Source organism: Microcoleus sp. SVA1B4 (genome assembly GCF_036700545.1).
GTDB lineage: Bacteria > Cyanobacteriota > Cyanobacteriia > Cyanobacteriales > Microcoleaceae > Microcoleus.
Map to the genome: position 1 here is coordinate 49,526 of NZ_JAUBPB010000014.1, position 23,716 is coordinate 73,241.

General features: G+C 46.3%; 14 protein-coding genes and 2 pseudogenes. 13 read left to right on the plus strand and 3 right to left on the minus strand.

The annotated features are described in order from the left end of the window. Positions 1 to 121: 121 nt before the first annotated feature. A complete protein-coding gene (locus QT987_RS09435) occupies positions 122 to 1,621 on the minus strand; it encodes a GUN4 domain-containing protein (protein ID WP_333239246.1) in 1,500 nt (499 codons plus the stop codon). 613 nt (positions 1,622 to 2,234) lie between these two features. On the opposite strand from QT987_RS09435, the gene QT987_RS09440 reads away from it, so the two are divergent. The 12 genes from QT987_RS09440 (at position 2,235) to QT987_RS09495 (ending at position 19,263) form a co-directional block, all read left to right on the plus strand. Continuing rightward, a complete protein-coding gene (locus QT987_RS09440; RefSeq protein ID WP_333239248.1) occupies positions 2,235 to 3,686 on the plus strand; it encodes a hypothetical protein in 1,452 nt (483 codons plus the stop codon). Between the two features lie 927 nt (positions 3,687 to 4,613). Then, a complete protein-coding gene (locus QT987_RS09445) occupies positions 4,614 to 7,439 on the plus strand; it encodes an ATP-binding protein (RefSeq protein ID WP_333239250.1) in 2,826 nt (941 codons plus the stop codon). After that, positions 7,436 to 8,827, plus strand: a complete 1,392-nt coding sequence (locus QT987_RS09450) for a response regulator (protein WP_333239252.1) — start codon at positions 7,436 to 7,438, stop codon at positions 8,825 to 8,827. The genes QT987_RS09445 and QT987_RS09450 overlap by 4 nt, the downstream gene beginning before the upstream one ends. 71 nt (positions 8,828 to 8,898) lie before the next feature. Next, entirely contained in the window at positions 8,899 to 9,048 is a 150-nt protein-coding gene (locus tag QT987_RS09455) for a thiamine S protein (protein WP_333239254.1), read from the plus strand. 84 nt (positions 9,049 to 9,132) lie between these two features. Then, positions 9,133 to 9,345 carry a hypothetical protein gene (locus tag QT987_RS09460; protein ID WP_333239255.1) on the plus strand — a complete coding sequence of 71 codons (213 nt, stop codon included), beginning with the start codon at positions 9,133 to 9,135 and terminating at the stop codon, positions 9,343 to 9,345. A 323-nt stretch (positions 9,346 to 9,668) separates the two neighbouring features. Further along, the gene (gene rimP / locus QT987_RS09465; protein WP_333040953.1) at positions 9,669 to 10,136 is read left to right on the plus strand and encodes a ribosome maturation factor RimP; all 468 of its coding nucleotides are present in this window, start codon (positions 9,669 to 9,671) and stop codon (positions 10,134 to 10,136) included. Between the two features lie 292 nt (positions 10,137 to 10,428). Further along, complete coding sequence (gene nusA / locus QT987_RS09470) at positions 10,429 to 11,709, plus strand: transcription termination factor NusA (RefSeq protein WP_333239257.1); 1,281 nt, start codon at positions 10,429 to 10,431, stop codon at positions 11,707 to 11,709. 428 nt (positions 11,710 to 12,137) lie between these two features. Further along, positions 12,138 to 12,452 carry a YlxR family protein gene (locus QT987_RS09475; RefSeq protein WP_333057840.1) on the plus strand — a complete coding sequence of 105 codons (315 nt, stop codon included), beginning with the start codon at positions 12,138 to 12,140 and terminating at the stop codon, positions 12,450 to 12,452. A gap of 382 nt (positions 12,453 to 12,834) precedes the next feature. Further along, positions 12,835 to 15,996 carry a translation initiation factor IF-2 gene (gene infB / locus QT987_RS09480; protein WP_333239259.1) on the plus strand — a complete coding sequence of 1,054 codons (3,162 nt, stop codon included), beginning with the start codon at positions 12,835 to 12,837 and terminating at the stop codon, positions 15,994 to 15,996. Positions 15,997 to 16,445: 449 nt separating this feature from the next. After that, the gene (locus QT987_RS09485; protein WP_333239261.1) at positions 16,446 to 17,159 is read left to right on the plus strand and encodes a low-complexity tail membrane protein; all 714 of its coding nucleotides are present in this window, start codon (positions 16,446 to 16,448) and stop codon (positions 17,157 to 17,159) included. Between the two features lie 241 nt (positions 17,160 to 17,400). Next, positions 17,401 to 17,625, plus strand: a complete 225-nt coding sequence (locus QT987_RS09490) for a hypothetical protein (protein WP_333057837.1) — start codon at positions 17,401 to 17,403, stop codon at positions 17,623 to 17,625. Between the two features lie 423 nt (positions 17,626 to 18,048). After that, positions 18,049 to 19,263 carry a glycosyltransferase family 4 protein gene (locus tag QT987_RS09495; protein WP_333239263.1) on the plus strand — a complete coding sequence of 405 codons (1,215 nt, stop codon included), beginning with the start codon at positions 18,049 to 18,051 and terminating at the stop codon, positions 19,261 to 19,263. A 37-nt stretch (positions 19,264 to 19,300) separates the two neighbouring features. Here QT987_RS09495 and tnpA read toward each other — a convergent pair. Next, positions 19,301 to 19,510, minus strand: a pseudogene (gene tnpA, locus QT987_RS09500) (IS200/IS605 family transposase); the annotation flags it as partial. Positions 19,511 to 20,152: 642 nt separating this feature from the next. On the opposite strand from tnpA, the pseudogene QT987_RS29910 reads away from it, so the two are divergent. After that, positions 20,153 to 20,357 (plus strand): annotated as a pseudogene (locus tag QT987_RS29910) (ISKra4-like element ISMae18 family transposase); the annotation flags it as partial. Positions 20,358 to 20,576: 219 nt separating this feature from the next. On the opposite strand, the gene QT987_RS09510 reads toward QT987_RS29910, so the two are convergent. Then, positions 20,577 to 23,231 carry a C39 family peptidase gene (locus QT987_RS09510; RefSeq protein WP_333239265.1) on the minus strand — a complete coding sequence of 885 codons (2,655 nt, stop codon included), beginning with the start codon at positions 23,229 to 23,231 and terminating at the stop codon, positions 20,577 to 20,579. Between the last annotated feature and the right edge of the window lie 485 nt (positions 23,232 to 23,716).

Here is a 23,716-nt window from a genome sequence, read left to right on the forward strand (position 1 = left end):
TCGGGGAGGGTTGGGGTGGGGTAAAAAAATTACGACTCCTGCAAGGATTGCTATAACACTTGGACTACGCTTGGGGTGCAGCCTGACTAATAAATTCTGCCTTCTACCTTCTACCTTCCCTTTACAAATCCCGCCGCGACAGCAGAAACCAGATCCCACCCAAACCCAAAACACCGCACAAAACCCCGCCTTCCCACCCAAAAACAGTCCCCCCCGGCAAATGTCCAGGCTTTGCTTTAGAAGTAAAATTCAGCTCCGAATAGTATACCCACTGACTGTTAACCCGCCAGCCCACGCGATCGCCAAACTTCTCCCAAACTGTAGCATCATAAACACCAGGCTTTCCCCCCAACTTGAGCCACAAACCCTTTTGCACAGAAAAACCAAATCTGCGGTGACTGTGCCGCACCCAAAGTTGATCGATAGTCTGCAAATCCTTAGCTGGAAACTTCCTAATATCTTCCTCACTCAAATAACCCCGTGAATTTTGCTGCATCACCTCCAGCATTTTCGCAGAAGTTTCCTCATCAGCACCACGCCAATTTTTAGCAGCCAGCAGCCTTGCCAAGTGAGAATAATCAATACCTTTTTCCGACTCTAAATTCACAGAAACTAGCTGAGTATCAGTCACAGGTTGAGTAGGAACCGAAGGACTAACAACAGTTGCCTGCTGCGACTTTTCCAGCACGGGGACAACAACAACAGGAGGTTTTAAAGCATCCAAAACTTCCACAGCAGATTTGTAGCGATCTTTAACATATTCCTGAATTAACTTATCCAAAACCTGACCTAAATCCTCGCTAATTTGTGTTCCTTTTGGCAAAGCCTCTCTCCAAAGCCACCGGCCTTCAAGGGGATCGTAAAGGTCATCGTGAATGTCCCCGTAGATATCCAGATAAGGCATAACAGAAGTCAGCAAGCGAATGCAAGTCACCCCCAAACTATAAAGGTCGCTAGCAGGAACAGCCCTACCGTGACGCTGTTCTAGAGCCGCGTAGCCGGGAGTTCCCAACTTCGTTCCTGTTTTGGTGGGAGCAGCAGCTACTACCTGTTTGGAAACCCCAAAATCTATCAGCACTAACTTACGATCGCGAGATCGGCGGATCACATTCTCCGGCTTAATATCGCGGTGAATCACATTGCGGTCGTGAAGAAACTTCAATAAAGGTAACAAATCTAACAGCAGTTCGCAAGTTTTAATTTCGCTATAAGCACCGTACTTATCTAACTCATCCTTTAAATTATTGCCATCAATAAACTCTTGCACTAAATACAAGCGCCCATCTTCCTCAAAATAAGAAATTAACTGAGGAATTTGCGGGTGCTTCAGTTCGTATAACCGCCTTGCCTCTTGTTCAAACAGTCGAACATATTTTTTAAAATGACCGGGCTTCCGCTGAAACTCTTGAGGGGGTGACAACTGTTTAATCACGCACAATTCCTCAAATTTTCCATGATTAACAGCTCGGAAAGTCCTGCCAAATCCCCCATCGCGTAGCGGTTCAGTTGCTGCATAAAGGTCTTTTAGCAGCAGCTTTGAACCACAATTAAGACAATACTTTGTGCCTGGTGGGTTCTGACGCTTGTCTCTTGGGCAATCGAGATTAAGGCAGTATGTCATATATTAAAAAAATGCGAACAAAATTAGTAGGAAGGGTTTTATATTATTCAAGAGTCCGATCGCGAGCTGGTTTTTGTAGAGGCGAAACCTCGAACCTTACGGAGGCGGCAGCCACCCTCGCCATCAGAGGGGGCGCTCTCACCAGACTGCCGCCCCTGAGCAAGTATAACTCTCTTGAGGGTTTGACCTCAAACTCGAAGTCCACATCTAACCTTAGACTCCGCTGCGTGCAATACATTTGATTTAGCGGTCAAATAGCCCGTATATCAAACAGAAATAGTCATTTATTGCCAGCCCCGTGAGCACTGCAACGCCAAAAAAACTAAGGATTCCGCCTGAGATATAATTTTATTGCCAGAGAGAAGCACACTAACGGGAGCCACAGCTTCCGTCAAGTTCGATCGACCTTAATATTTTACCCGTAAAATATTTAACTTAACCAGGCATAATTAACAATCCAAAAATCCCCAACAAACGCACGTTAAAATAAAGACTAGCTTCCGCGATCGCCATCCGAGCTCGATCGGACACTTAGCCAGTTTTCCCTGTTTCCTTTTTTCAGCTATTACCAGTTACATCTATTTCGATCGGTCTACTTAATTAGGAACCGCTAGTGACACCAAAACTACTGCCCTCTCCAACTCCAAACTCCCGCAAAAAATCACCAAAAGTACCTTGGTTCGAGCGGTTCATGGCACTGGTCGCCCTAGGAAATTTAAGCCTAGTATTATTTGACATAACTTACGTCCCCGGACGAGATTTCTACTTCCGGCAACTCCCAGTTCTAACTCAAGTATACGACCCATTTAAAGGAATTAAACCGCACCGAGACACCCAGCAATATCTGGAAACCTTAGAAGAATTAAAAATTCAAGTAGTGCAAACAGGATTGCCCTCTCCCCAAGTAGCAGCAAAATTGCAGGAAATAAACAATCTGAGCGCGAAAATGATCGATGAAGATCCCTTTCGAGTAGCATCAAAAAGTGGCACCCTAGAAAAAATAAAAGACCGGATGCGCGATCGCGTCCCGAATCCAGAAGACTCCGCTAAACAATCATTCCAAAGATTTTGGAGCCCTGACTATTTAAACAAACAAGACTGGCAAAAAGAAATCCAGTGGTTTGACTCCAAAATCAAGCCATTAATCGCCACCAACTATTACCGCGCGATCGGAGACAACGGCGAATTCACCGATAACTTCTGGCTAATTGACCTGCCATTCATTGCCATATTCGCGATCGAATTTCTAGCCCGTACCTACTCGATCAGCCGCCGCCACCGCAGCGTCACTTGGCGATCGGCCATGCTCTGGCGATGGTACGACATCTTCCTGCTGCTCCCATTCTGGCGCCTGTTGCGAGTATTACCCGTCACAATTCGCATCCACCAAGCCAAAATGCCGGATCTCCAACCCATACGCACCCAAATCAGCCGAGGTTTCGTCGCCAACTTCGCTCAAGAATTGACCGAAGTTGTAGTAATTCAACTCATCAACCAGATGCAACAATCAATCACCACAGGCGAACTCGCTCGTCAACTCTTTAAATCCCCAAAACAGCGCTATCTCGACATCAACAATATCAATGAAATAGAAGCGATCGCCACCCATCTCGTCCAAATAACCGTCTACAAAGTCCTCCCCCAACTCCAGCCCGACCTAGAAGCCCTCCTCCGGTACAATATTGAAAGCTTCCTCAAACAATCCCCCCTCTATCAAGGATGGAAGCAAGTACCCGGCCTGGGAAACCTGCCCGAACAGCTAGCACAGCAATTAGTTGCAGAACTCTCAAAATTAGCCACCCTCGGCCCCCAAGATGCCTACGAAGCCTTCAAAATCGCCACCGAAGACCCCATAGGCATGAAACTCTCAAGCCAGCTAGTCCAACATTTCGGGCAAGCTTTAGGAACCGAACTGCAACAGCAGCAAACCTGGCAAGAAATACAACTGCTGCTGTGCGACTTTCTAGAAGAGTTCAAAATCAACTACATTCAGCGGTTGAGCGAAGAAGACTTCGAGAAAATTTTAGAACAAGCCAAAGAACTGCAACGGATAGCCCCGCGTTAGGGCAAGTCTCCACCGCTTTACTTATTTTTTTCTTCCCCAATTAGCAATTAGCAATTACCCTGCTTTAACTCCTGCCAATGAAACTTGCTGGAATTTTAAAGTTTCATGTGCGATGCCCTTGTCTACGAGAGTCATTCACAGGGTTGTGCATCAAATCTTCAGCGCGGTAGTGAGTTAAACCGCCGTTAGGGTTCTCAGCGGCCTGGCGTTTCATGTTTTTAGCGAGAAAGGTCAATCGATTTTCGATTTTCGATTTTCGATTTTCGATTTTCGATTTTCGATTTTCGATTGAAGCATTGACCCCACGGATAAATTCGGGGGCAAGTTTCATCGGATACAGGTTTTTTATTTCTGGACGGATGAATCGGGGGGCTTGTATCCTGGATGCTTGATTGTCAATCGATTTTAGATTTTAGATTTTAGATTTTAGATTGACTTGCGCGAGATAAATGCGGGGGCTTGAGGATTTTCGATTTGCGATTTTGGATTGATTCCACGGATAAATCACGTGGCGGGTACCATCAAGAAATTTGTGGTCAGTTTTTTTAGACGTACATTATATCAATTTATATGTAAGTTTGATGAGATTCTACTTTTTAGAGGCTCTCTGTAAAGTAAAGTTAAAAACTGCTACACATAGCTCTAAACCAAGTAATCTATTAGATATGATTGCTAACTGGTTTCCTAAAGGCTCAAATAATTTACCAATGCTAGAAAAATAAGGCGCATCAGTATCTTTAGTCAGATATTATTATACCCCTGGCATAAAAAATACGTAAGTAGCCCTTCTTGTTTAAGCAAGTTACTGTCTCAAACTTTTCACTAACTATTATAGATGGCTTTTCAAGATATATTTCCTCAGCCTCATTTCACTCAATCCACTGAGATTTTTCAGCCAACTCGTTACCCCAGGAGTAACACCAATAAATGTCACAGACCTCTGCAACCACTTTCCTGTCAAACCGTTATAAAAAAAAGGTGTCCCTGCGCCTGATTTTAGTATTCCCATTCGTTCTGCAAATATTTGCTGCCGTCGGGCTCACAGGCTGGCTATCCTTACGCAACGGGCAAAAAGCAGTCAACGAAGTTGCTAGTCAGTTGCGGAGTGAAATTACGGCCCGTATCCAGCAGCAGCTCAACACTTACCTAGACACAGCTCCTCGCGTCAATCAACTGAATGCCAATGCCCTTCGCCTAGGATACTTAAATCCAGACGAATTGGAGAGTATGGAGCGCTATTTGTGGGAGCAAATTCAAGCCTTTCCTTCTCTGCCGCAGATGGGTTTTGCTACTAAAACGGGAGAGTTCATTGCCATTGAACGCCAAGAGAATGGCAAAATTTTTTTTAAAAGAGTACATAAGGATAGTCGTACTGAATTTCATATTTACGAATCGGATAGCAACGGCAATCAAACAAAGCTCTTAAACATTTCTCCTAGCAACAATATACTCAACCGTTCTTGGTATAAAGACAGTGTACGCTATAGCCGGCCCACATGGAGCGAAATTTTTCCGCTTACAGGTCAGAAAACGCTCTCCCTCCCTGCCGGACATCCAGTGTATGACGAAAGTGGCGAACTGCGTGGAGTATTCGTTGCTAATTTATTGATCTCTTTCCTCAGCGACTTTCTGCAAAGCTTAAAAATGGGTCGATCGGGACAGACATTCATTATGGAACGTTCGGGACTCCTAGTAGGCAGTTCAACTCTCAAAGAAGCCTTTATCACCAACAATGGCAAACTCGATCGCCTGAATGCTTTAGACAGCACAGATGATTTAATTCGGCTGACAACAGCGCATTTAAAAGAACACTTTGGCGACCTAACTAAAATTAATAGCTCTCAGCAATTGGATTTTACGATCGCCGGCCAGCGGGAATTCCTCCAAGTTATGCCCTTTCAGGATAGCCGAGGATTGGACTGGCTGATCGTCGTCGTCGTTCCTGAAAGCGATTTCATGGATCAAATTAACGCCAATACCCAGACTACCATTTTGTTGTGTTTGGGAGCCTTGGCGCTGGCTACCGTTCTGGGAATCTTAACCGCACGCTGGATTACCAGCCCGATTCTCCGTTTGAGCGAAGCTTCTAGGGCGATCGCCAGTGGCGACTTAGAGAAAAATGTGCAGGTAAAAGGCATAGAAGAACTAGAAGTCCTGGGTCAGTCTTTCAACCTTATGGCACAACAGTTGCGCGAATCCTTTGAGGCGCTAGCCAAAACCAATTCCGAGCTAGAAATCCGAGTAGAAGAACGCACCGCCGAACTCACGGAAGCCAAACAAATCGCTGATACTGCCAACCAAGCTAAAAGTGAATTTTTAGCGAATATGAGTCACGAATTGAGAACGCCACTCAATGGAATTTTAGGATACGCTCAAATCCTAGAACGCTCAAAAACGATGGCTCCGAAAGATATCCAAGGCATCAGTATTATTCACCAGTGTGGTTCCCACCTGTTAACCCTGATCAATGACATCTTAGACCTCGCTAAAATTGAAGCCCAGAAATTGGAACTGTACGCGAAAGATTTCCATTTTCCTTCCTTTTTGCAGGGAGTCGCGGAAATCTGCCGCATCCGAGCCGAACAAAAAGGAATTGCTTTTGTTTATCAACCCAGTTCGGAAATTCCTGCTGGCATCTACGCTGACGAGAAACGCTTGCGACAGGTACTAATTAACTTGCTGAGCAATGCAATTAAGTTTACCGACTCGGGACGAGTGACTTTTAAGATAGAACATCTGGAAAAGGGGACAGGTGAAAAGGTACAAAGCCATGACCAAAAGCCAGCCTCACCAATTCACAAAATTCGGTTTCAAATAGAAGATACTGGCGTTGGTATGACACCAGAACAATTAGAAAAAATATTTTTGCCTTTTGAACAGGTAGGAGACAGCAAGCGTCAGGCAGAAGGAACCGGACTCGGTTTAACAATTAGCCAGAAAATTGTCGAAATGATGGGTAGTACAATCCAAGTAAAAAGCCAGTCAGGAGTCGGCAGTGTTTTTTGGCTAGATTTGGATTTACGGGAAGCGGCCGACTGGGCAAATACAGTCACGATTGCCAAGCAAAGAAAGCTGGTTGGCTACCAAGGTAGAAAACAGAAAGTTTTGGTTGTGGATGACAAATGGGAAAACCTCTCGGTGATTGTCAACCTGCTGGAACCCCTCGGCTTTGAAGTAACCGAAGCTAAAAACGGTCAAGAAGGTTTAGAAAAAGTAGAAGAGTTTAAGTTTGATCTGATTATCACTGACTTGGTGATGCCAGTGTTAGATGGCTTTGAGATGATGCGCCGTATCCGAAATTTGTCACACTATAAAGATGTGGCAATCATTGCTTCATCTGCCAGTGTATTTGCTACCGACCAACATAAAAGCTTGGAGGGGGGAGCCAACGATTTTCTCGGTAAGCCTGTGCAGGCAGAAGAGCTATTTGAGATGTTGCAAAAGTATTTAAAACTTGAATGGATATATGAGGAACTAAAGAATGAAAAAATCAGCACTATTCCTTTTTCATCAGATGGTCAATCACTTTCTGAATCGCCCTCTGTAGTCGCTCCCCCGCCCGAAGAAATTGAACTTTTATTTGAACTGGCGATGAGAGGCAACGTGAAAGGAATTGTGAAGCGCAGTGAGCACCTAGAGAAGTTAGATCAGAAATTTGTGTCCTTTGCTGTTGAGCTGCGCCAGTTAGCCCAAGGCTATCAGGTGAAAAAAATAAAAGAGTTTATTACATCCCACAGGATAGAAACAGAATGAAGGCAGCAAATATTGAAACAAGTAGCATCTTAATCGTCGATGATAATCCTAGCAATCTGGACGTGCTTTCTGAAGCTTTAGCGGGTTTTGGATGGGAGATATTGGTAGCAACTGATGGCGAAACTGCCATCGAACAGGCTGAATATACTCAGCCGGATTTGATTCTGTTAGATGTAATGATGCCAGGAATTGACGGGTTTGAAACCTGCCATCGCCTGAAGGAAAGTCCGTTGACGAACGAAATTTCGGTAATTTTTATGACGGCTCTTTCTGACATAGGAGATAAGATCAAAGGCTTTAATCTAGGGGCGGTGGATTACATTACTAAGCCCTTTGAACAAAAGGAGGTGTTAGCTCGCGTCAACCTCCATTTAAAACTGCGTTCTTTGACTAAAACTCTCGCCGACCAAAATCTGCTTCTCAAACGGGAAATTGAAGACAGGCTCGCAGCAGAAGCAGCGTTACATCAGCTCGCACAGGAGTTAGAAAAACGGGTGGAAGAACGAACGGCTGAACTTTCTCAAGCTTTGGATAATCTTAAAAAAGCTCAGGTGCAAATCGTTCAAAGTGAAAAGATGGCTTGTCTTGGTCAACTTGTAGCTGGGGTAGCTCACGAAATTAACAATCCAGTTAGTTTTATCTCCAATAATATCCCTATTGCCAAGGAATATATTGCCGATTTGATCGAGATGACTCGGCTTTGCCAGCACAACGTTACTTCGACATCAGAATTTGAGGAGAAGTCCCAGGAGATTGAGTTAGATTTTATTGTTGAAGATTTGCCCAAAATTCTTGATTCAATGGCGCTAGGAACAGAGCGACTTTACAATCTTTCTATGTCACTACGTAATTTCTCTCGCTTGGATACATCGGCACTAACGCCAGCTAATATTCACGATGGGCTAGAGAGTACCTTATTAATTTTAGGGCATCGACTGAAACCTAAAGGAAGTTTCCCAGGAATTGCCGTGATTAAAGAGTATGGCGAATTGCCGCTAGTAGAGTGTTATCCGGGGCAACTTAATCAGGTGTTTATGAATATATTGGCGAATGGAATTGATTCTTTAGAAGAGTCTACGATTAGTTGTCCGCTGTGCGGGGAAAAGAAACAGAGCAATGACACTCCACAGATTCGGATCTGCACTGAAATGCTTCAGGATGACAGAGTGGTGATTCGGATTGCTGATAATGGGGTTGGCATAACTCAGGAAGTAATGCAGCATTTATTCACGCCGATGTTTACTACTAAATCAGTAGGTAAAGGGACAGGTTTAGGTTTGTCTATTAGCCGTGAGATCGTAGAACGAAAACATGGTGGTAAGCTGACCTGCATTTCCTCGCCAGAATGGGGGGTAGAGTTTGTTATTGAGCTTCCAATTCAGCATTAGTAAAGGGGATTTTTTAGGGTGAATCTTAGTTGGGCTATTTTGTCAATATATCGTTAATCTGGCGATCGCCCATGTCTAATCTACCAATCACCATCACTGTCAAACTCTTGGCCGCCTATCAAGAAGCAGAGGGCTTGTCCCAAGTGAAATTAGAATTTCCCAAAGCAACTCCCGTATCGCAAGTCCTAGAACGCCTGAGTGCCACTTCCCCCCTGTTCTAGGCTCGATCGCACATCTTGCACCATTGTCAATAAGCTTTTTAGGAACAGGCTGGACGGCCTGTTCCACAAGAAAATCTACTCTTTGTGGAACAGGCCGTCCAGCCTGTTAAGCGAGAATGGTGCAACATCTCAGATCGATCGCACCTGCTTGAATATCAACCAGGAATTTGCCCTCGCCCCACCCCACTCCAAAACGGTGATGAAGTCGTCCTCATTCCCCCTGTGATCTCTCCCCTTCTGCCCTCGGACAGCCCGCCGATGGCGATCAGTTTGTCACCGGGCGGGCGATCGAGCTAAACTGAGAACTGAGGCCTCCCTTCGATCGGAAGAAGTCCTCAAACTTCTTGGAAGAAATTGTTTTACCTAGGAGTGGGTCAAGCCCACTTTTTTTGTTGCATTAGTCGCAGGAAAAGAGATCAGGGCGTCTGACTTGCAAGTTGAGGACTGATTTAGTAGGGGTACCCCCCCGCTTGAGATCCCTGCTGGGATGTTGGGTAAGTCCCAAAGTTGAAGACGAAAGTCGCAGCCACCTAATCAAACCACCTCAAAACCAAGCAATCTCAACAACAAATTTTTCCTTGCCGTGTCCGAGTTTAGGAGTTTTAACTTAAGTATTCGATATGACTCATCCCCTAATCCCACAAATCATTGACTTAGCTACCCCCGTTGCGGAAACACTGGGATTGGAAGTAGTGGGAGCAGTGTTTCACACCAACCAAAATCCTCCCGTCTTGCGGGTAGACATCCGCAACCTCCAACAAGACACTGGTTTAGCCGACTGCGAGCGCATGAGCACAGCCCTCGATGCCGAGTTAGAGGCAGCCGACATCATACCCGATGCCTACGTGCTAGAGATTTCCAGTCCCGGAATATCCCGATTGCTCAGCAGCGATCGAGAATTTATTACCTTTAAAGGTTTCCCCGTGACAGCCAAAACCACCGAACCCGACTCGCGAATCAAAGAGTGGAAAGGCCTACTCCTGGGCCGGGATGAAACAGCGGTTTATCTCAATCAAAAAGGGCGACAGGTTAAAATTCCCCGCCCTCAGATTGTCAAAGTTGAACTAGACGAAGGAAAGGAGATGTAAAGGGAAATTTTGAGTGTTGAGTTGTAGGGGCGGTGCCCCTGTGCCCGCCCGATTTGAGTTTTGCGATTGCCTCGCAGCAAGCTGAAAACGCTTGGCTGCGAGTTAATTTTTAACAATCACATCTGTAGCAGCGGGTTGAAGAGGAACAACAAATAAATTGTTACTGCACCTAGCTTCCCTAATCCTATCCAGTAACTCATCACTCCTCGTCATCATTTTTCCTGAAAATTTTCCAAGTACCAATTACCGATTACCAGTTACTTATTACCACAGCAAAAAAGGAGTGTTTTATATGTCAATGGTTCCCCTGCCCGGACTAAAAGAAATGGTCGAAGGTATTAGCAAAGAACGCAATTTACCCAAACACGCCGTCCAAGCAGCCTTGCGAGAAGCCTTGCTCAAAGGATACGAACGCTACCGCCGTACCCAAAAACTCGATCACTTCAGCGAAGAATACTTCGACAACTTTGATGTAGAACTAGACGCAGAACAAGAAGGTTTCCGCGTTTTAGCCAACAAAACTATTGTCGAAGAAGTCATCAATCCCGATCACGAAATCTCACTTACGGAAGTGCAAGAAGTAGCCACGGAAGCTCAACCTGGGAGCATCGTGCTCGTAGACGTAACACCAAATCAAAAAGAATTTGGTCGCATGGCGGCGATCCAGACCAAACAAGTTCTCGCTCAAAAACTGCGCGACCAACAGCGCAAAATGATTCAAGAAGAGTTTAAAGATTTAGAAGAAACCGTTCTTCAAGCAAGAGTGCTCAGGTTTGAGAGGCAGTCGGTAATTTTAGCTGTCACCAGCAGCTTCGGTCAGCCAGAAGTAGATGCCGAACTCCCTAAGCGCGAACAGTTGCCCAACGACAATTATCGGGCCAACGCTACATTCAAGGTTTATCTCAAAAAAGTAGGCGAAGGCTCAACTCGTGGGCCGCAGTTACTTGTTTCTAGAGCGGACGCAGGTTTGGTGGTTTACCTGTTTGCTAACGAAGTACCAGAAATAGAAGATGGTGTGGTGAGAATTGTCGCCGTAGCCAGGGAGGCAAATCCGCCATCCCGGCACGTCGGCCCCCGGACTAAAATAGCAGTTGATACTCTCGATCGCGACGTAGACCCTGTAGGAGCCTGCATCGGAGCGCGGGGATCGCGGATTCAGGTAGTAGTCAACGAATTGCGGGGCGAAAAAATCGACGTGATCCGCTGGTCTCCAGACCCAGCAACTTATATTGCTAACGCTCTGAGTCCCGCTAGAGTAGATGAAGTGCGTTTAGTTGCTCCAGAAGGCAGGAGAGCTCACATTTTGGTCGCTGAAGACCAACTGAGTCTTGCCATTGGCAAAGAAGGTCAGAACGTGCGTCTCGCAGCCCGCCTCACCGGTTGGAAAATCGATATCAAAGATATTGCTAAGTACGATCGCGCGGCCGAAGACAGCAAATTGGCAGCAGAAGCAACTAGGCTCGAAGAACTAGCAGGGGACTACGACGAGGAAGCAGGCGACTACGACGAGGAAAGCGCAGAATTTGAGCAAGAGGAGGCAGCCGCTACGGAGGAAACCGAAGCCGCTGTCTAAAAACTGTGACATTTACCGAAGAAGAATTCAGAATTCAGAATCCAGAATGGGTTCTGTGCGACAGGATGGAGAATCGAGCTTTAAAGCCCCCGATTTTAATCGTGGAACACCAAAAATTTTTTCCGTAACCCTTACCCCTGACTTGAGGCATGGCGTATTTTGAATTCTGAATTCTGTCTTCTGACTCCTTGTCCTAAGATTTTCTATCTTCGCCAGACAAGGAGGAGTTGTCCCCTACTCCCTCCTCTCCCCCCAGGGCGGTTTCATTCTCAGGAAAACCGCGATTTTGACTCTTGTAGTGCCAAGAATGCCTACCCCCCCCACAGACGATTTCACAGGCCTTTGGGACATGGGGCAACCACGGGGGGATTGCCCCTACGCAGAATGAAACAGCCCTGCCTCTCCCCCTACTCCCCCTCTGACAAGAAATGAAACCGAACTACCGGTGCTGTGCAAGTTGTCGAAAAATAGCTCCTAAGGAAGCTTTTTGGCGAGTAGTCAGGCTCTATCCTTCTCATCAGGTACAATTAGATCGTGGCATGGGCCGTTCTGCTTACCTTTGTCGGGAAGCCGAATGCCTCAAAGCAGCTCAGAAAAAAAATCGACTTGGGCGATCGCTCAAAGCGCCTGTGTCTGACGAACTCTACCAAACACTTTGGCAGCGTTTAGCCACATCTGACTGTACATCTTACTCGGGCCTAGCCGGACGAAAAACCGACAATAGTTCGGCATCGACTGTATAAACCCTCTTGGCAGCCCTACCAGTAATTACCGGTAGCGCCAGCTATAAAACCCCAATCCGATCTGCCCACCAGTCTGGAAAGATTTGTGTCAGATTAGATAAGGGTAGGGTACTAGCAGAGGTATCCTCAAGGTGGAAAGGCAAACTTTGAAGCTTGAGAGAGTGGGTTTTGCCAAAACTCAGACTTCGGAGTTCCAAGTTCCCAAACAGACTTGAGAATTCTTCAACCGCAGACTTCAGCGAGTTGCATCTTTTAGATAAAATTGCTGAGCGAGTACCAAAACCCCGATTCCTGACACTGAATCAATCACACCGAATGATGTCGTCATTAGCACAAAAAATCACAATGTAAAAACTGGTTGGCACAAAAGAGGGCAGAGTGGATGAACAACGGCAAAGTAAGAATTTACGAATTATCACGGGAACTAAATTTGGATAATAAAGACATCTTGGCAGTTTGCGAGCGGCTCAATATTTCAGTCAAGAGCCACAGCAGCACAATTACAGAATCCGAAGCAGAGCGCATTCGCAAAACGGCGGAAAAATACGTAGCCAGTAGCCACTCTTCCCCCGGCAAGCCAGCTCCACCCGAAAGAGCAGCAGCGCCATCTAGAGAATCTGGCCCTCACCCTAACGACCAACAAAAAAAGCAGCAAATTTTAGAAATACGCAGTCCAAAAGTACGCCCGGCTGGTGCTTCCTCCCAGCCTGCAGGCAACGAGGAGAACCAAAACCAGCCCGCGGCAACCGTGGCAACTCCTCCAAAGTCGCCTGCAGCTCAACAACTCCAGCCTCCAGCTAAACCGAATATCAATCGACCTGTACTGTCGAAGCCAAATGTGGCTGTCCCGGCGGCTCCGTCAGAAGTGTCGGAAAATGTAGGTGCGATCGCCCCGGAAACCACCGCCCAGGCTCAGGCACCGGCGGCACCTCAACCGCCGTCGTCCAAGGCTCCAGAACGCACCCAGCAACCGCCGATGGCCCCTCCTGCGCCCTCGGCAAAACTCACGTCGCCGCCCGTCAGAGGGGCGTCCGAGTCGGCTAGCCGTACCCCACAAAATCTGGGGAACAAGCCGGTACTCAAACTGGCAAAAACCGAGCAAGAGCAATCAGGACAGTCAGAAACTCTGGAAGCGCCGGCTAAACCGAGCCGCCCCAGCAGACCTGCACCGGGAGGTACCGAATCTCGCGACGCGCAAAGACCGCGCCGGGAAGGCCCTGGTGGCCCAGTCAAAACTCCACTGGCCGATCGACCCCAGCCCGGTGGGCCGCGCCGGAGCCTGGCCCCCGCAACGTCAGCTACCGGGCTGCGTAGCCGGGGCGGTGGCACCGGAGCCCTAGGGGATGACACTGATGACAATGAAGAAGATAATACGCCGTTGCTGGAGATTCCTCTCCTCGAAAGGCCCTCCCTCCCTCGTCCTGCCAAAAAGACATCGGTCATTTGGGAAGAAGATGATGACGAAAACTCAGATGCTGCCAAAGCTGCCAAAGCTGTTAAGGCAAAACGTTCTCGCCTAAAACCCATAGACGAGGATGACGATGACTTAGAAAACGGCTTGGATCTGCCAGCACCAGTCACGGTCAGCCTGTCCCTAGCCCGCCCAGCGAAAGCGAAGGGACAAGCAGCACCCAAGTCAACACCAACTCCGGGCGCACCCGGAAGCAGCGGAAAAAATAAGAGACCAGGCCCTTCTCACGATAAAAGTTCTTCAGGTTCGAGCGGGGGACGCGGCAACCGGGGCAAAACAGCCGAAGCTAAGGTAGAACGTCCAGAAAAGCTGCTGCTGAGCAGGCCGATGACCGTTCAAGAACTAGCAGTTACTCTGGCTGTTCCCGAAACCGAAATTATTAAGCGGCTTTTCTCTAAAGGAATTGCGGTAAATATTACCGAAACCCTGGACATTCCAGCGGTGAGGATGGTAGCCGAAGAAATGGGCGTAGAGGTGGAAACCCCAGAAAAAGTAGCCCCAGCTATCAAAGTGATCGAGATGCTGGACGAAGCGGATTTGGAATACCTCGAACGCCGTCCCCCAGTAGTAACGATTATGGGTCACGTGGATCACGGTAAAACTACCTTGCTCGACTCGATCCGCAAAACCAAGGTGGCTCAGGGAGAAGCTGGGGGCATTACCCAGCACATCGGTGCTTACCACGTGGATGTGGTACACGAAGGCAAGAGCCAGCAGGTGGTATTTTTGGATACGCCCGGTCACGAAGCCTTTACAGCGATGCGGGCTCGGGGAACACGGGTTACGGACATCGCCATCTTGGTGGTGGCGGCGGACGACGGCGTGCGACCCCAGACAATTGAAGCGATCAGCCACGCGAAAGCTGCGAAAGTGCCAATTGTCGTGGCTATCAATAAAGTTGACAAGGAGGGTGCTCAGCCGGAACGGGTGAAGCAAGAGCTTACTGAGTACGGCTTGGTGGCAGATGACTGGGGCGGCGATATCACGATGGTTCCAGTCAGCGCGATCCGAGGCGAAAACCTGGATACGCTGTTGGAAATGATTCTGACAGTCGCGGAAATGGAAGACCTCAACGCCAACCCGCACCGACCGGCTAAGGGTACTGTGATTGAAGCTCACCTCGACAAGGCAAGGGGGCCAGTGGCAACTCTGCTGGTTCAGAACGGCACTCTGCGAGTGGGCGATATTGTGGTCGCAGGCTCGGCTTTGGGCAAGGTGCGCGCCATGATCGATGACCGGGGCGAACGCGTAGAACACGCAACTCCATCCTTCGCGGTGGAAGTGCTAGGGCTGCGGGAAGTTCCTCGCGCCGGAGACGAGTTTGATGTCTTCGCAAACGAAAAAGAAGCTGCGGCGATCGCAAGCGGAAGAGCTACCTCCCGACGAGATTCACGCCTGCTGCAAGGCGGCCGGATCAGTCTCAGCGGCTTCTCTCAACAAGCTAAGGAAGGCGTTCTCAAGGAACTCAACTTGATCTTGAAGGCAGATGTCCAAGGCTCCCTCGAAGCAATTGTCGGCGCTCTGACTCAACTTCCTCAAAAAGAAGTTCAACTCCGACTGCTGCTATCTGCTCCTGGGGAAATTACAGAAACGGATATTGACCTCGCAGCAGCCAGTAATGCTGTAATTATCGGGTTCAATACTACTCTGGCCACCGACGCTCGCCTCGCGGCTGACCAAGCTGGCGTAGACGTGCGGGAATACAGCATCATCTACAACCTCTTGGATGACATTCAAGGGGCGATGGAAGGCCTGCTGGAACCCGAATTGGTGGAAGAACCTTTGGGTCAAGTCGAAGTGCGCGCTGTCTTTGCGATCGGTCGCGGGGCTGTGGCTGGATGTATGGTACTCTCTGGCAAAGTCATCCGTAACTGTAAGGTGCGGGTGCGCCGGGGCAACAATGTCGTTTACGAAGGTGTCCTCGACTCCCTAAAACGGATGAAGGAAGATGCCAAGGAAGTCAATGCTGGCTTTGAATGCGGCATTTCCTTGAGTGGGTTTAGCGACTGGGCGGATGGCGATATTATTGAAGCCTACCGGATGGTTACTAAACGCCGGACTCTCTCTCAATAGTTTTGAGTGGTGAGTGTTGAGAGGGAAGAGAATTTTTGAGCGATCGCAACTAAATTGCCGATCGCTCGCAACTCTTCTCTTCACTCAATACTCCCAAAGTCATCACTCCCAAATTTTGTTTTTAACTTATAGCAGAAGCAAGAAGCCAGAAGGCAGAAGGTTTTAGTTATCTAGGAGAGAAGGAAGAAGTAAGAAAAGCAAATATATCCACAATTAACAACGTCCTCATCGTCTTGGCTGTTGCTAAAAATTCAAAATTTAAAACTCCAATAAGACTTACGCACAGCAATCGAGTTTCCTCCCAAAATGCTTGGTGTTACCTCTAGAGATGTACTCTTTGCACCAGGTTTATTGCTTAAGAATGCGTCCCCGACTATCAAAACTCAAAATTCAAAACTCATAACTCATAATTATTTTTTAAAGTGCGTTCTTTTTGGTCAGATCCTTTCTTGTGGATTCATCTTTCTGGGGCGGCTGCACTGCCGATATTCCTAGGAGTGTGCTTGCTGGGACTCGCAGTGGGTTCTCCCCTGCTCCCTGTCTGGTTAGAAATATTTTTAGTGGCTGTAGCAGGTATTGTTCCTGTGCTTTGGATGCAGTGGTTCCGCCCTTTTTACATTTTTAGTATTTTAGTTGTGGCGGTGAAACCGCAGAATTTAACTTGTTTGCAGCAGCGGCTTCTGACTCGGTTTAAAACAAAGTTAAATCAAGGAATCGCTCTTTTTGTTGCTGTTTTGCTGGCAATAATTTTGTGGCAACTCTACCGATTGGCTCCCCTCGCGGCAACGGTTGCTCCCTTTCCTCCTTCCTGGCGCGGGACTGGATTGTTGTTGGCAGTTGCTGCTTTTTTAGCTAGCAATTTGTTTTTGCAGGTGTCTGCTAGTGTCATGGCGGTTTTGCTGACGCCGGAATCAGAATTTGCAGCGACACAGCCTCATGTTTTAGAAAAAATTCGGCAGGATTTTACGATCGCGCCTTGGCAAGTCGATCGACTTTTGCCGGCTTTGGCAGCCGAGACAACTGCCGCTGTGGCTGCAGCGGCAGAGTCAATTGGTTCAGCATCCACAAGAGGGAATTCGTCAGTCGGCAGTATTGTCAACCCAAAACCTGCTGACTCCAACGGCGTTACATCTCTACCCGAAGAGTCGATCGAAAAAAAGTGAAATAAAAAATTAATAAGGGGACAATTGTAGTTTAAGCTACTTTAATTTGTACAGATGTATGCTGTGAAGAAAATAGGTAACACCCCTCTTGTGATAGAGATTATTAATAGTCTTAATATTTAATTTTTAATCGCAGGTTGTGGATATTTTAGGTTGGCTCTTTGGAGAGAAGAATCTATAATAGAGAGTGTCAAGGTCAGCTTTCAATCCTTACAGGGGATTAAAACAGAGGTATAACAATATGGCGAATTATCTACCGATCGCACAAGAACCTCAAGCCGCCGAGCCGATCGAGCTGTGCGAAGATTCTGAAATCTGGGGCAGTCTCAAATCCGCGATCGGCGCAAGTTCAGGATTTCAACGCTGGCAGCTAGAACTCAATTTTGAGCGTCAGCACCAAAATGCCACCCTCGATCAGCAGGTTCGTTCCTATCTGCGAGAAACTTTAGAAACTTTGGCTTATTGAGCGCCGTAAAACCAAATATTGTCACGATTTGTGAACTTTATAGCCCAATTCTGCTGGCATCCCCTCCAATATGCTAACTGAGTACCGATAGTGAGTGTCGAGAGTGAGTGTCGATCGCAACTTCGGAGATCAAATTGCAGGGGACAGTATTTCTCCTTACTTAGTCGGGATTAATTCCCGCATTCTACTTGCAACACACTCTCAGATACATCAAGAGAAAATTAGCCTGAAACCCCCAATACAAAGCGACTGCGGCCGCTATCTATTGACCTGGCTGTTGCCGAAACTCTTTATAATAAGACTGAAGCAAAATAAAATTAATAGTGCGGTTGTGGCGGTACCTCAAACCGTCCCGATCAACCTACTTACACATCTTTTGCATCGTAAGTCCTATTAAATACTTTACAACCAGAGTTGAGGAAAATGCGCTTAGTCATAGTTCAGTATGCCGGCGATTACGCAGAAGCCTTTGAGCGTTTAGCCAAAGGTGGAAGCGAAACATACTACGCTCAAAAATATTCTGTTGATGCCGTCACCGAGATGGCAAAACGAGCTGAGTCAGTAACGGTTATTTGCTGCATGACACCCGAATTTAACGATCGGGTTCTAGAAAACGGCGTGCGGGCGATCGGTTGCGGATTTAATTACAAAATTGATCCCCAAAAATTGATCGACTTAATTGCCCAGCAAAAGCCGACTCATTTAGTCATGCGGACGACTTTTCCAGACATTTTTAAGTGGGCAATAAAAAACAAAATTAAAACCATCGCTGTATTTGCAGAATCTATTGCGACAACAACTTGGCGCAATAAATACCGCAACTATTTCCTGTCCCAATTGTTGAATAACAAGCAAATAGAATGGGTTGGAACTTACGGCATTACGTCATCTTTATTGTTCCAACAAATAGGAGTAAAAGCTGATAAAATAATTCCCTGGGACTTTCTCTTAGAGACCAATCCCGGCTCTTTGTCGCCGAAAAAAATCCCTGCGGACATCAAAAAAATTCAACTTTTTTACGCTGGTTCGTTAGTACAAAGTAAGGGAGTGGGTGATATATTGAGAGCCGTAGCAAAGTTAAGAGAACGGAATAATATATCAGTTCACTTAAAAATGGCAGGTAAAGGTGAAGAGGAGTTTTTTGCCCAGCGAGTCGAAGAGTTGCAAATTAAAGATTGTGTAGATTTTCTGGGAATCGTGCCAACTCAGAGTTTAGAACCTTTAATGAGAGAATCCGATCTCGTGTTAGTTACTAGCAGGCACGAGTATCCCGAAGGCTTTCCCCTGACTATTCAGCACGCTTTACGGACTAGAACACCGATAGTAGCTTCAGATCACCCGATGTTTAAAACCCACTTAAAGCACGGTATTAATTCGATGATTTTTGAGGCGGGGAACTCTCTGGCTTTAGCAGAATGTATCGAAAAAGTTATTTCGGATTCAGCGCTTTACCACAATCTTTCTGTCGCTTCTCACTCAACCTGGCAGGAGTTGCGTCTGCCTGTCAAATGGGCGGACTTGATCGATCGCTGGCTGGATGATTCTCCTGAAAGCAAACAGTGGTTATTTGAACAACGACTAGCTTCTGGAGCCTATAACGCGTCGCGTGAGAACCCCGGTATTTCAAGCAGGGGATGAAACGCAGTTGTAGTCTTTAGGCTACCAGTGTTGCGGATTATTTATTTCTTTGTTCTTCAATATATTTTCTGACGGTTTCAGTTGAGACATTGCCAACACTACCGACAAAATAACTAGGAGTCCACAAGGTAGGCAATTTTCACTATTCAGGAAACTCTTTTCTTAAGTAACTGGAAGCCCTGCCTTTGACTCTTTGCAGGACAAAGCTAGCGACATCAGTCGGGTTAACGTTAACCAATAAATGTACATCCCACATTTTGCAAGTCTTTAAATAGAATTGATGGTTATAAATTTTAAAAATTCCAGCCTGAAGTGATGGGTCCGTAATCACTTCAGGCTTTTTTGAGTTACAATGAACGGATTAGGAACCCAGAGGAAAAAACCATGAATGAGTATCAAGAAGCCATAAAAGTCCTAAATTTAGACCCTAAACGGAATAGTAGCAGGCATAATAAGCTGTCAAACATCTAAAACAATCGAACCACGGCGCAAGCCCCTTTTCTCCATTAACTATCATTCTCTACCCTCCTTAAGTATCTCAGGAGTTTTCTGCACCACTAAGGGGGCTGCACAAAAATCTATTCGATCTGCGCCGCATGGCAGTGGTTCACAATCTTCATGTTTTGGCAAGAAGTTTTACAGAAAGTCAACTGGTATCTGCCTAACTAAAAAAATACTTCAGTTAGATATTATATTTTTTATATTGAACGAAAGCCAGATTTATTGGTAACAATAAAGAGGCTGAAATTTTGGATTGGTAATTTTACTCGCTCGCTGGGTTGCAACTTGAGTTTTGGATGCTAAGCCGTGATTTTTTTTGTACACCATACTTGATAGTTTTTGTCAACCTCTTTTACTGGACTGGCGCTTTAGTAAAGGGAGTGAAAAGTTCCAGAAATATCTGCGAAAACATCAGTCAATAATCCCAGATTACCAAAATTATCTTTATTCAGGGTATTGACATTGGTTCGGGAGCTGTAGAGTCTTTAATTCAACAGATTGGAGCAAGAATTAAGATTGTAGGTGCACAGTGGAACGAAAAAAATGTGCCTCAGATTTTAAGACTCAGATGTGCCTATTTAAATAACGACATCAAGCTTAAGTATTTCTGCCTCGTTAAACAGCGGGATGCTCCCACTTGGTTTGGTACTTTAGTAGGGTTGAGCTTTTTAGGCATGGGCGCAGCAAAATGCAAAATTAAGCGCAAGATTTCCTAAGTTAGGTAGGGTGTGCATTAAGTACCTTACGAATAGCTGTTATGCACACCTTACGAATAGCCGCAGTGCCTCACAATTTGCTAACAGTAGAGTAAATTATGGATAGATAAAATGTGCCCAAACATTCCCATCTGGCCCAGCAACTTGATTGACATAACTGTAGGGATACATCAACTTTCTCCCCTCAGTATCGCTGTAACCAGTGAGTGCATTTCCCCAAGGATCTTGCACGATATAACCTTGAGAATTGTAGCCAATGACAGTAAGAATGTGACCGGCAGCAGTAAAATCTCCTGCTAAAACTACTGGCCGCCGATTTAGCAATTCCGATCGCACCTCGGCCCATTTGCGAGTCGTACTAAAACTCGTCTTAAACCCGTAGGCCTGAATCAGCGCCGAAAGCACGCTGTGATCGGTTTGAGATCCCTGGCCGGCATAGTCGAAACACCACTGCAACAACTCATCCTCCAACTGTCCGCCCCACTCAGAACGAAGACCATAATAATAAAGCACCATGGCGATCGAAGTTACGTTGCAAGTAGACCAGTCAAAACGCGGATTGTCTCGCTGCGAAAAATACGGCACGTTCAATTCCACATTGTTCGGAACCGGATCGAAAATTTTATCTCCCCGCTTGAACTGAACAAAACTAGGAAAAACATAACCTGTATTGCCCAAATTCGGCAGTTCTTCAGTCAGAGAAACTTTCAGGTGAGATCCTTCCGCACCGTAGCTGTTCACGCCGTAAACTCGACCTAAAGGCAGCGTAGTTTTCTCGGTACTGCTCAGGCTAGAAGAATCTACCGGCCGTTTTTTAAAGACAGTTGCTTGCAGGATTGTCATCGTCAAAGCATCCGGGTCAAAGGGAACTTCTTTGCCGTCTTTTTTAATTTTAACGTCCTGCCAATAAATAAATCCGATATTGCCGAAACCGGGAATAGATTGGGCGAGAGTTACTCGGAAATGCCCCAAAATGCAGGCATAACCAGTAATGGCATAGGTGCTGCCTAAAAGTAGGTCAGCAATTTGATCTGCAGGCAGTTTCGATGAATCTTCGGGTTTAGCTTTAATCTGAGTTGTTTGAGTTACCAAAAGTTGAGCGCTGACGTTGCTATTGGGTACGTCAGCCAGGTCAAATCTTAGGATTTGAGTACCTTTTGCCAACTGAACGTCGGGTTCATAAAAATAGCCAAAAGTGCCGATCGGCCAAATTGCTGAATCCAGAACCACCTTGAGATGCCCGTCAATAAATCCGTATTTGCTAACGGCCAACGTCTGGCCTGCTTTGACAACAACTTTTTGCTGATTGTTGAGCCTGGAAGAATCAAGAGGAACTACCTTAAACAAAGTGTCAGAAACTATCTTTAAGGTCAAACCTCGTCCGACAGTTAGCGGATCGGAAGTTACGGCAATGTAAATTATTTGGCTGCCAGTAACGTTGCCTTTGCTGTCAGTTGCCCGCAACCTGAGCCACCGAGCTCCAGCTACGCTAAATCCTTTAGACAAATTAACTTGCCAAGTGCTAGTCTCTTGGTTTAGAGTGACGGTTAGGGGAAATTTATCCTCAGCTATCACGTCAATTTTTGCTGCTTGTTGCCGGTCAAAAGTACCCCGAAGGACGATCGGCTGATTTACTAAAACTTCTGACGGCCCTTGATAAGTTAAATTCACAGCGGGATTAAAAGATTTGCCACCGCGGCTGAATTGCACAAAATCGGGATAAATGAAACCTGTATTGCCAAATTGTGGCAAATTCTCGGTCAGCGAGACTTTAATGTGGCTTTGTTCGATCAAGAATCCGGCAATTCCGTAAATCATTCCCGCCGGCAAGGTGATTTTTTCTTCGGGTGGCAGGCTAGCCGCATTTACCGGGCGCTTTTTAAACACAGTTGTTTTGATGATTGTCATCGTAACTGCATTTCTATCATACTCAATTCCCCTCCCGTCTCGCAAAATTTGGACGTGCAGCCAGTACAGAAATCCCGAAGTTCCTAAGTTAGGAACTGCCCGAGCAAAAGCGACTCTGAAATGGTTTTCCACGCAAGCGTAGCCGAGAAGATTGAAAGTTTCTCCTGGGTTAAATAGTAATTTCTGAGTTGGGCCTAAAGTTCCAGAATCTGCGGGGGTGAACTTTAACCAGGTCTTTTTGATCACCCACAGTAACTGCATTCCAGGAGGCGGGGTCGGCAACTCGGCGCGATCGAATATGAGAATTTTTGCGCCTTTGGTTATGAGTACGTGTTTTTCGTAGAAAAAGCCGGTTTTTCCCACCGGATAAATTGGATTATTTAGTTGAACATTCAGATGTCCGTCTTCTAACTCGTAGTCGCTAACTGGATAAATTTTCCCTGCTGGTATGTCCGCTTTTTGCAGCTCGTTGAGATTGCTGGCGGGCAGTGTTCCGGCTTTGAATTTGGTATCTGTGAGAGTAATTAACGTGAAAATTTGAGCGGGTGCCCCAGAAGCAGGATTAACTTTGATGTTAATTGTTTGTTGGCCGATAACTTTGCCAGTCTTATCAGTTGCCCTCACCTGCACTGTGCGAGTTCCTGCGCTATCGAATCCTTTTTCTAAACTGATGTTCCAAATGCCTCTAGAGAGATTTATTCCGACATTCAGGGCATTTGAGCCTTCTAATGCTGAAATCGCTGCCACTAGATTTTTGTCAAAAGTGCCAACTAAGACAGTGGGTCTATTGACCTCAATTTCTCGCGGGCCTAAGTAACTCAAAATAATGTTGTTGGTTGTCATTATATATCCCTCTACCTACTTAGTTATTCAGCTAAAGCAAGGATAACTTCTGATTTTATCAAACACAATGACCCGAACCAGGAAAAAATCGCCCTTAGATTCAGCCTACGGGCGGTTAATGCCTTTTCCAGCATAAGTTTTTAATTATTGGCGGGAGTTGCGCCACAAATCTCACTTTAGACGTACAATAAGCACCTTAACCGAATATATGCCTGGTTGAGCGGATTTGTGGTGGAAGTTTTGAGGGAAGGAATTTAGTTCGAGTAGGTTGTTTCCCCCTGTACCCTTGACCCCTCACTGGCTGAGTCAATCGATTGCGCGATTTTAGATTTTAGATTTTAGATTTTAGATTTTAGAATTGAAGGATTGACCCGACGGATGAATGCGGAGGCTTGTATCCTGGATGCTTGATTGTCAGGACTTAGGATCGCGAATTAAATAACTTACAATTTTAATTGTTATTGTGGGATGGGCGGGACGCCCAT

Coding starts and splice junctions, on each gene's coding strand:
- infB (WP_333239259.1), top strand. CDS start 12,835: ATGAACAACGGCAAAGTAAGAATTTACGAATTATCACGGGAACTAAAT.
- nusA (WP_333239257.1), top strand. CDS start 10,429: ATGTCAATGGTTCCCCTGCCCGGACTAAAAGAAATGGTCGAAGGTATT.
- QT987_RS09510 (WP_333239265.1), bottom strand. CDS start 23,231: ATGACAACCAACAACATTATTTTGAGTTACTTAGGCCCGCGAGAAATT.
- QT987_RS09490 (WP_333057837.1), top strand. CDS start 17,401: ATGGCGAATTATCTACCGATCGCACAAGAACCTCAAGCCGCCGAGCCG.
- QT987_RS09475 (WP_333057840.1), top strand. CDS start 12,138: ATGAAACCGAACTACCGGTGCTGTGCAAGTTGTCGAAAAATAGCTCCT.
- QT987_RS09435 (WP_333239246.1), bottom strand. CDS start 1,621: ATGACATACTGCCTTAATCTCGATTGCCCAAGAGACAAGCGTCAGAAC.
- rimP (WP_333040953.1), top strand. CDS start 9,669: ATGACTCATCCCCTAATCCCACAAATCATTGACTTAGCTACCCCCGTT.
- QT987_RS09450 (WP_333239252.1), top strand. CDS start 7,436: ATGAAGGCAGCAAATATTGAAACAAGTAGCATCTTAATCGTCGATGAT.
- QT987_RS09445 (WP_333239250.1), top strand. CDS start 4,614: ATGTCACAGACCTCTGCAACCACTTTCCTGTCAAACCGTTATAAAAAA.
- QT987_RS09455 (WP_333239254.1), top strand. CDS start 8,899: ATGTCTAATCTACCAATCACCATCACTGTCAAACTCTTGGCCGCCTAT.
- QT987_RS09495 (WP_333239263.1), top strand. CDS start 18,049: ATGCGCTTAGTCATAGTTCAGTATGCCGGCGATTACGCAGAAGCCTTT.